The sequence below is a fragment of the Deinococcus betulae genome, from assembly GCF_020166395.1.
GTDB lineage: Bacteria > Deinococcota > Deinococci > Deinococcales > Deinococcaceae > Deinococcus > Deinococcus betulae.
Window position 1 is genome coordinate 1 of record NZ_JAIQXU010000058.1, and the last position, 8,637, is coordinate 8,637.

The 8,637-nt window shown below is 61.7% G+C and carries 6 protein-coding genes and 3 pseudogenes; 3 read left to right on the plus strand and 6 right to left on the minus strand.

Going from position 1 to position 8,637, the window contains the following annotated elements:
* Positions 1-697: 697 nt before the first annotated feature.
* Entirely contained in the window at positions 698-2,236 is a 1,539-nt protein-coding gene (locus K7W42_RS22365) for a S10 family peptidase (RefSeq protein WP_224577600.1), read from the plus strand.
* A gap of 597 nt (positions 2,237-2,833) precedes the next feature.
* Here K7W42_RS22365 and K7W42_RS22370 read toward each other — a convergent pair.
* Together K7W42_RS22370 and K7W42_RS22375 are read right to left on the minus strand one after the other, a co-directional pair.
* On the minus strand, positions 2,834-3,031 hold the full coding sequence (locus K7W42_RS22370) for a helix-turn-helix transcriptional regulator (RefSeq protein ID WP_224577602.1): 198 nt from the start codon (positions 3,029-3,031) through the stop codon (positions 2,834-2,836).
* On the minus strand, positions 3,028-3,456 hold the full coding sequence (locus tag K7W42_RS22375; protein WP_224577604.1) for a hypothetical protein: 429 nt from the start codon (positions 3,454-3,456) through the stop codon (positions 3,028-3,030). The genes K7W42_RS22370 and K7W42_RS22375 overlap by 4 nt, the downstream gene beginning before the upstream one ends.
* A gap of 90 nt (positions 3,457-3,546) precedes the next feature.
* Here K7W42_RS22375 and K7W42_RS22380 point away from each other — a divergent pair.
* Positions 3,547-4,020: pseudogene (locus K7W42_RS22380) on the plus strand (DDE-type integrase/transposase/recombinase); the annotation flags it as partial.
* Between the two features lie 152 nt (positions 4,021-4,172).
* On the opposite strand, the gene K7W42_RS22385 reads toward K7W42_RS22380, so the two are convergent.
* Positions 4,173-5,870 (minus strand): sensor histidine kinase, encoded by a 1,698-nt coding sequence (locus K7W42_RS22385; protein ID WP_224577607.1) that lies wholly within the window; start codon positions 5,868-5,870, stop codon positions 4,173-4,175.
* A 108-nt stretch (positions 5,871-5,978) separates the two neighbouring features.
* Here K7W42_RS22385 and K7W42_RS22390 point away from each other — a divergent pair.
* A pseudogene (locus K7W42_RS22390) lies at positions 5,979-6,491 on the plus strand (transposase family protein); the annotation flags it as partial.
* Positions 6,492-6,547: 56 nt separating this feature from the next.
* Here the strand turns inward: K7W42_RS22390 and K7W42_RS22395 are convergent.
* The 3 genes and pseudogenes from K7W42_RS22395 to K7W42_RS22405 form a co-directional block, all read right to left on the minus strand.
* Complete coding sequence (locus K7W42_RS22395; RefSeq protein WP_224577609.1) at positions 6,548-7,258, minus strand: IS6 family transposase; 711 nt, start codon at positions 7,256-7,258, stop codon at positions 6,548-6,550.
* Positions 7,259-7,480: 222 nt separating this feature from the next.
* Positions 7,481-8,245 (minus strand): ZIP family metal transporter, encoded by a 765-nt coding sequence (locus K7W42_RS22400; RefSeq protein WP_224577611.1) that lies wholly within the window; start codon positions 8,243-8,245, stop codon positions 7,481-7,483.
* Between the two features lie 40 nt (positions 8,246-8,285).
* Positions 8,286-8,637 (minus strand): annotated as a pseudogene (locus K7W42_RS22405) (IS6 family transposase); the annotation flags it as partial.

An 8,637-nucleotide genomic window follows, 5' to 3' on the forward strand; every position in this document is an offset into this window, starting at 1 on the left:
TGACATCCAGACCGAGCCGTGTTGGACGGTATGCTCTGGATTCTCCATACCGGTACCCAGTGGGCTGTCTTGCCCAATACCGAGCACCCACCCAGGACGACCTGCCATGGCATGGACCGTGCAGGGCGCGTTTTCTCGCTGCGGGAGATGATCGAAGACCAGAGGCTGCTCAATCTCTATTGACAGTACTTACAGTGCTGCCGAAAAGGGGGCCGATGTTGGCCGCATCAAGACAGGCAAAGGCACCAGAATCATGGTCATGGTGGATGCGAGCGGCGTGCTGCTCGCGGCGGCTGAACGGTTGAGGTGATAATTCACGTCAACGGTGAAGCCTGCCTGAGCGGCGAACGAAGAGGTCGCGGGCCACCAGCACGATATCCCTGGGTTGGGTCGGAGGGACCGCTTGGCAGAGTGACAGGCCGAAGTTGTGAGATCCAGACGGGCTCTCCTCTGTTGTGACGACTACAGCTCAGAGCAAGGCTTGCCACTCTGCCTCGTACTGCGTGACCAGGCGCACATCCCCCGAGCGGCGAGCAGCCTGCAACCGGAGCTCGTGGACGTCTACGAGATCAGGCTCAACCGCCAAGCATTGCGGTCTTGGACTGCACACCACTTCAGGTCTGCTCTTTTCAGGTATGCGTCTCCAGTTTAGGCCTTGGCCAGGCGACCGCGCTAAAACAACAGGCATAGTGAAGCCATGAGTGATGAACGGGATCGAACGAGCGATCAGGAACAGCTGGACGTCAGTGTCCGGTTGCCAGATGGGCGAAGCAAAAACGAGCCGTGCGCTCGCGATGAGGTGAAGGTCACGCGCCACCGCGTCACAGCTGCTGGGCGTGAACTGTTCTACACCGTCACAACTGGCACGATGGTGCTGGCTGAGGAGCGGGAGGCGAAGGAAGGGGCCTCCGAGGGCTTTAAGTCCCGCGCTCAGGTGTTTTTCGTGGCATACGCGCTCGATGAGGACCATCAGCCGCGCCGGCGCCCCGTGACCTTCAGCTTCAATGGCGGGCCGGGCAGCAGTTCCGTGTGGTTGCACCTGGGCCTGCTCGGCCCCCGCCGTGTCGTGATGGGCGATGCGGGCGCCCTGTCCGGCCCGCCCTATGACCTGACGGACAACGAGTTCACTCTGCTGACCCACTCCGATCTGGTGTTCATTGACCCGGTCACGACCGGCTACTCCCGAGTGCTTGAAGGGGAAAAGGCGGCCGATTACCACGGTTTTCAGAAAGACATCGAGTCGGTGGGCGACTTTATCCGGCTGTGGACCAGCCGTGCCGGGCGGTGGCTGAGCCCTAAATTTCTAATCGGGGAAAGTTATGGCACGACCCGCGCGGCTGGCCTAAGCGGTTACCTGCAGGAGCGGCACGGCCTGTTCCTGAACGGCATCATGCTGGTCAGCGCCATCTTAGATTTCTCCACGGTGGATTTCACGCCCGGCCACGACTTGGCGTACGTGGTTCATCTGCCCACCGCCGCTGCCACAGCTTGGTACCACGGCCAGCTCAGTGGTGAGCAGTCGCTGCCAGAAGTTCTGCGCGGCGCTGAAGTCTTTGCGGATGGTGAGTATGCCCGCGCCCTTCACGCTGGCGCGCGCCTCAGCGCGGCCGAACGCGCCCAGGTCGCGCAGCGTTACGCTGAGTTGACCGGTCTGAGCGATGAATTTGTGCTTCGCAATGACCTGCGCGTGACCCTGGCCCGCTTCTGTAAGGAACTGCTGCGCGCGCAGGGCCGCACGGTGGGACGGCTGGACAGCCGCTTTACCGGCATTGACCGGGACGCGGGGGGCGACAGCGTTGAGTACGACCCCAGCATGAGCGCCATCCTGGGCCCGTACACAGCAGCCATGAATCACTACGTTCGCTTGGAACTGGGCTTCGAGTCTGACCTCCCTTACGAGATCCTGAGCAGCCGGGTGCGGCCCTGGAGCTACAAGGAGTTTGAGAACAAGCATGTGCGCGTGTCAGATACGCTCAGGCGGGCCATGCATCAGAACCCTCACCTCAAGGTGCTGGTGACGTCTGGCTATTTCGACTTTGCCACGCCCTACCACGCCACCCGCCATACGCTCGACCATCTGCAACTCGAGCCCAGTCTGCGCGGCAATGTGCGCGAGACGTTCTATGAGGCGGGGCACATGATGTATGTACACCGGCCCAGCCTGGAGCAGCAAGCCGCAGACCTGACGTCGTTCATTGAGTGGGCCACGCAGGACGCGACGCAACGGGGCAGTTAGCTGGGGACAACGTGCTTTACCGGCTCAACTGGACAGCGAAACGCTGTCTTGATCGCGGGGCGCGGGTGTCTAGCTGGGGTATAACTCCAACTGGACACACCGGCCCTTAGTGGTTCATCCGCTAAATGCTGCCTTTGAAGCGCGATCAACTCATCTGCTTTTGTGACTCAAAGCCAGTGTCAAGACTAACCGGATGAACCATTAGGGTAAGTTTCTGTTCCTATTCTCACTTGACCCCTTACCCTACCGACGCCCGTCTGAGTGCTCTTATCCAGCGGTAGCTCGGCGGGAACGGCGAATTCGTCTGGATGTGGCCGTCCGGAACCGTCGGCGAACACACGGGGACCAAAAGGTCGTGGAGCATCCGGTGGTCGGTCACGTGCGCGTTGACTGTGACGTGCTGCTGGTGATGCGGATCTCAGGATTGTCGCGCTGACGGCCGAAGCGGGAAGTCCTGACGCGTACCGCATTGAGCTGGCTCAACATGTGGCCCGGACGGGGACGACCTAATGATCGGCCGTGAACCGGAGAGACAGGGAGGCACCTGACGTCACGCCGGGGGTGCACCGACAACCCCTGCTCTGGGGGCTCACCCAGTCAGGAAGGATCTGGGTGGAAGATGGCCTCAATCGGCTGGCCAAATTCACGGGCGATCCGGAAAGCAAGGGGGAGGCCAGGGTCATAGCGGCCGGTCTCCAGAGCGTTCACCGTCTGCCGTGACACGTTGAGGCGGTCCGCGAGCACGCCCTGCGTCCAGCCTCGCGCCTCGCGAAGTTCCCGAAGTCGGTTGTTCACGCGCGCTCCGCTTGAGCGGTCAGCACCACGGTGGTGATCGCCCACGAGAACATCCCGGCAGTGAAGGGCACCCAGGGCAGCACGGGGTGCTGGAGACCGGCGAGCGTCAGGAACGCGACTGTGATGGAGGTGGCCATGGCCACAACGAAGCCCACACCAAGCCCGCGCAGGAGAATCAGTTGCTGGTAGTCGTCGCTGCGTCCGAGGTGTCGGACGCCGGCGCGAATGACCAGCAGCAGGGGCAGCACAGGCAGGATGGCCCACAGGAAGCGCCATGCACTGTGGCCTCTGAGATCCCCCCAGGTGATCACGGCGGCCAGGATGAGCAGGTAGCCGAGGAGGCCAGGCCAGAACTCGCGGGCGTAGGTGCGGGCGCGGGCCCGGTCGCCGGTAGACGGCGCCGTGCTGTCAAGTTTGTTTGTCATGCCTCATCATGGAACGGGCGCATCTGGATGTCAAGCGACCTTGACAGTGGGTCGTGGAGGGTATCGGGCGGTCTGCCTCCCGAGCCGGCGGTGTGTGTTGAGGTCGGTGGAGAGAAGCACTGGCTCTGGAGGGCCGTCAATGAGCACGGTGCCGTGCTTGACATCCTGCTTCAGCAGCATCGCGACACCCGGGCGGCCAGGTCCTTCTTCACCCGGCTGCTCAGTGAGTCCGAGGTCCCGGAGGTCATCCACACCGACAAGCTCTGGAGCTACGGGGCAGGCATTCGGGAACTTCCCGTGCTCCACGCTGTGGAGCACGTCCAGGTCGTCTCTGCGGCCCGTTGCAACAACCTGGTCGAGCAATCGCATCGACCCACACGGCAGCAGGAGCGAAGCCAACTGGGCTTCAAACGACGACAGCGAACGCAAGAGTTCCCGGCCCTGCATGCCCGCGTCTCGAGCCTTCACCGCCACACCCGGACCACGGTCCCCGCCGCCCTCAGACGAAGCCATCAATCCGCAGCATTGCTCCTCTGGCGAGAGGCGATGCAGCAGGCAGCTTGAGAATCAAGTTGCCTGCTGGGATCCTTCGGCCCCGCCGAGGTTAAGTTGCCAGCACGCTTTCAGGGACTCAACACTCCGTTCACGACCGTCGGCACAGCAGCTTCCCGAAGTATTAAGTGCTTGAGAATATTCGGGATTGAAAGTGTGGACACTTAAATTATCATCGGCGCACGTTCAGGTTTGGGCAAGGTGAAGCAGAACGTTGCTCCTTGACCCAGGGTAGCTGTCCCACTCACTGTCCCGCCATGTCGGGTGATGATCCGCCGCACCAGCGACAGTCCAATCCCTGTACCCTTGAATTCGTCCTGATGGTGAAGGCGCTGGAAGATCCCGAACAGCTGGCCGGCCCGCGCCGGATCAAAGCCCGCTCCATTGTCCCGCACAAAAACCGTCCATTGCTGCACGTCCTCTTCAGCCCAGACCTCAATGACCGCTGGATCGCGTTCCCGGCTGTATTTTGCCGCGTTCTCCAAGAGGTTGGTCATCACCTGCTGCAGCGTCACGCAGTCGCCCTGAACGAGAGGAAGTTGGCCCAACCGCCACTCAATGATCCGGCCCTTGTGTTGAACCTGCACATCGAGTCGCGACTGTTTGAGGAGGTCGTTCAGATCCACCACGCCCACGCTCAGTTCGCGCTGTCCGGTTCGTGACAGGGCCAGCATGCCCTCGATCATCGTCTCCATGCGCTGCGCGCCCTGGACGATGATGTCCAGGTAGCGGCGGCTCTTCTGCGGATCGTCAAGGCTCCTGGAGGCCAGCTGCGCGAAGCCGGCGATGTGCCGCAGCGGGGTCATCAGATCGTGCGAGACACTGTGATTGAACGCCTGCAGCTCATCATTCGCCACTTCCAGGGCGGCGCGCTCAGCAGCGAGGTTGTGAGTCCGTTCCTCAATGCGCGCCTCCAAGAGGCGGTTGAGTTCCCTGATGTCGGCTTCCGCCTGTTTGCGCTCACTGATGTTGTTGAACACGATGGCGACCTGGTGACTGCCGGCGCCGCCGATGCGAGAGGCATACACGTCGAACCAGCGGTTCATCGCGTCCGATCGGTTCTCAAACCGCACGGCATGACCCGTCAGCGCAACCTCGCCGTACGTCTCCACCCAGAACGCTTCCAGATCCGGGACGAGTTCCCGTGCGGTTTTGCCGAGGGCGTCGGCAGGGAGTCCCGTCAACTCGACGAAGGCCGGATTCGCCTGAATAAACCGGTAATCCACCGGTATCCCGTTCTCGCTGAACAGGATCTCGACGATGCAGAACCCCTCGTCGATGGAATTGAACAGGCTGCGGAATTTGTCCTCCGATTCCCGCAACGCGGTTTCGGAGCGGGCCCGTTCCACGGCGCCCCACGTGCGTTCGGCGACGTCTTCACACAGGGTGATCTCCTCGGGGGTCCACGCGTGAGGCTGGGAGAAATGGACGGCCAGTCCGGCGATGAACGCGCCATTTTTGACCAGAGACACGTCTGCCAGGGCACTGACCCCAATCGCCGCATAAGCTTCTTTCCGCTCTGGGGATAGGGCGGGATCGGCAGCGACCTCAGCGACGGCCACGGTGCGGCCGGCGTGCTGGGCCTCCAGCACCCACGGACTGAATGAATCCACCGGAAAGGTGCCTGTGAGCGCCGCCGCGCCGTGGATGTAATTGTGCTCGACGACGTAATCGCTCCCTTGGATCTCGAAGTACAGAACCCGGTTGGCGCCTAGGTGCTGGCCCAGCACGCGAATCGCCGTCGTCTGAATGTCGACCGGGTCGGCGAGTGGCCTCACTGCGTCATTGAAAGCAAGCAGGAAGGTGCGCTGAGCGAGGAGCACATGAAGACGGTCAAGGTCAGACGCACCAACTTTGGACATTCCCTACAGTATTGGCGGAAATCAAGGGCAGGTGTGCTCAGCACCTGACTTCGCCAGAAATGGCGTCCCGAACGCAGTGGGGCATGACAAGGGACGGTATCTGGGTCTGTGACGAGCTCAGATACCGCCCGACTGCATGCTGACACGCTGGCTGCCCACCTCAAAGTCCATCTCCCTCATCGCCGCCTCAATGCTCTGAGGCGGCTCGCGGAAGTCCTCCTGGCCGTCCTCCAGGCCGAATCCACGCTCTACCGCAAGATCGCACTCCATTTGCCCAGGGCGGCAACCCTGGAGTCAAAGACCCGGACGACCGTCCGGGTCTTCCACGACGCTCAACTCACTCAGCAGGACGTCTGTGACGTCCTACTTCCCTTGCTGCCCGACGGCAAGCTCACCCTGATCATGGACCGCACCACCTGGCACTACGGCCAGACCCCGCTAAACATCCTGATGCTGGGCGCGCTCCTCGGGGGCGCGGTGATCCCACTCGTCTGGTCGATCCTGCCCCATCAAGGCAACAGTTGTACTGCTGCCCGGATCCTCCTGGTCGCTCGTCTGCTCAAGGTGTTGCCTTCCCGGCGCTGGGCCGTGTTGATTGCGGACCGGGAGTTCGTGGGACGGGTGCTGGCAACTTAACCTCGGCGGGGCCCGAAGGATCCCAGCAGGCAACTTGAGAATCAAGTTGCCTGCTGCATCGCCTCTCGCCAGAGGAGCAATGCTGCGGATTGATGGCTTCGTCTGAGGGCGGCGGGGACCGTGGTCCGGGTGTGGCGGTGAAGGTTCGAGACGCGGGCATGCAGGGCCGGGAACTCTTGCGTTCGCTGTCGTCGTTTGAAGCCCAGTTGGCTTCGCTCCTGCTGCCGTGTGGGTCGATGCGATTGCTCGACCAGGTTGTTGCAACGGGCCGCAGAGACGACCTGGACGTGCTCCACGCCGTGGAGCACGGGAAGTTCCCGAATGCCTGTCCCGTAGCTCCAGAGCTTGTCGGTGTGGATGACCTCCGGGACCTCGGACTCACTGAGCAGCCGGGTGAAGAAGGACCTGGCCGCCCGGGTGTCGCGATGCTGCTGAAGCAGGATGTCAAGCACGGTGCCGTGCTCATCGACAGCCCTCCAGAGCCAGTGCTTCTCTCCACCGACCTCAACACACACCTCAGCCAAAAACCACTGAGAACCCCGTCGGGGTTCTCGGTGACGCAGTTCTTCGGTCAGCAGCGGAGCAAACTTGATGTTCCACTGGCGCAGGGTTTCGTGGCTGACCTGAACACCGCGTTCGTGGAGCAGTTCCTGAACGTCACGCTGGCTGAGCGAGAAGCGATGATACAGCCGGAGCGCGTCACCGATGACGCTCAGGGGAAAACGGTGGCGGGAGGGCTTCCGGTCAGTCACAGCCCACCAGCCTACCGAGCTTAAGTTGCCAGAACCCGCCCGCCCGAGAATAACGACCGACATGCCTGTGGTCATCCACTAACAATTGCCACGCATTCAATTGCCACGCCTTGTTCCGTCGCAGCCAAGTGTTGCTTTCATGATCTGGGCCGCCGTCGCTTCTCGCAGCTTGACCTCAACTGCCTTCAAGTCTTGGCCATGAGGGGCCTGTTCGGTGACGCCTTAGTGGCCTGCTTTGCCTAAAGCGAACGCGGTTAAGAAGCCCACAACCGTGATCAGCCCCGCGAAGTTGTGGGCTACCTCAAAAGCCTCAGGAATCATGGTGTCTACCAGCATGGCCAGAATTGCGCCTGCCGCCATCGCCGTCGTCGCCGCCACCACGTCCGGCGAAAAGTTCCGGAATACGGAATAGCCGAGGAGTGCCGCGATGCCTGATACCAATGCGATGCTGCCCCAAACGCCGAAGATGTATCCCGCCTTGCGCCCCGCCTTCTTCATGCCAGCGGCGCTTGAGAGCCCTTCCGGAATATTCGACAGGAAGATGGCGGTGACGGCCACCAGGCTTACCGCGCCGCCCTGAAGCATACTGAGGCCAATCACGATGGACTCTGGGATTCCGTCCAGCAAAGCACCCACCGCGATGGCCACGCCACTGCCGGACGCCTCGCCTTCTGAGGGTTGCTGCTCACCGGACCGCTTGCGGTGTTTGGCCCCCTGCCGGGCCAGGATCCAGTTGGCCGCCGTGAAGAGTGCGGCGCCGCCCAGAAAGCCAAGGGCAGTGGCGTCGAATCCGCCAGTTTTGTAGGCTTCGTCCATCAGTTCGAAGGACAGGGCGGCGATCAGCACACCGCTGCCAAAAGCCATGATCGCAGCCGTCAGGCGCTGCGGAACGCGGAGAAAATAGCCGATGGCGGCACCGATCAAGAGTGCTGCACCGGCAACGAGTCCCCATAAGCCAGCCTGAAGCCAAGTTGGTGTGCCGTGCATCTTCGGATGCTAGCAAGGCCGCAGGCAACAGGACCCCAGGGAGCACGGGAAGTTCCCGCAGTGCTGCCCTATAGCTCCACAACTTGTCGGTGTGGATGACTTCCGGTACGTCGTATTCTCTCAACAAGTGTATAAAAAAGCTCTTGGCGGCCTTGGTCTCTCGGTGCTGTTAAAGGAGAATGTCGAGCACATCTCCATATTCGTCAATCGCCCGCCACAACCAGTGCGTGACCCCACGAAGGTTCACATGCACCTCGTCCAGATACCAGCGAGAACCCCGCCGGGATTCTCGCTGGCGCAGTTCTTCCGTCAAGAGTGGAGCGAACTTGATGTTCCACTGACGGAGCGTCTTGTGGCTGACGTGTATGCCTCGCTTTTGGAGTAGTTCCTGC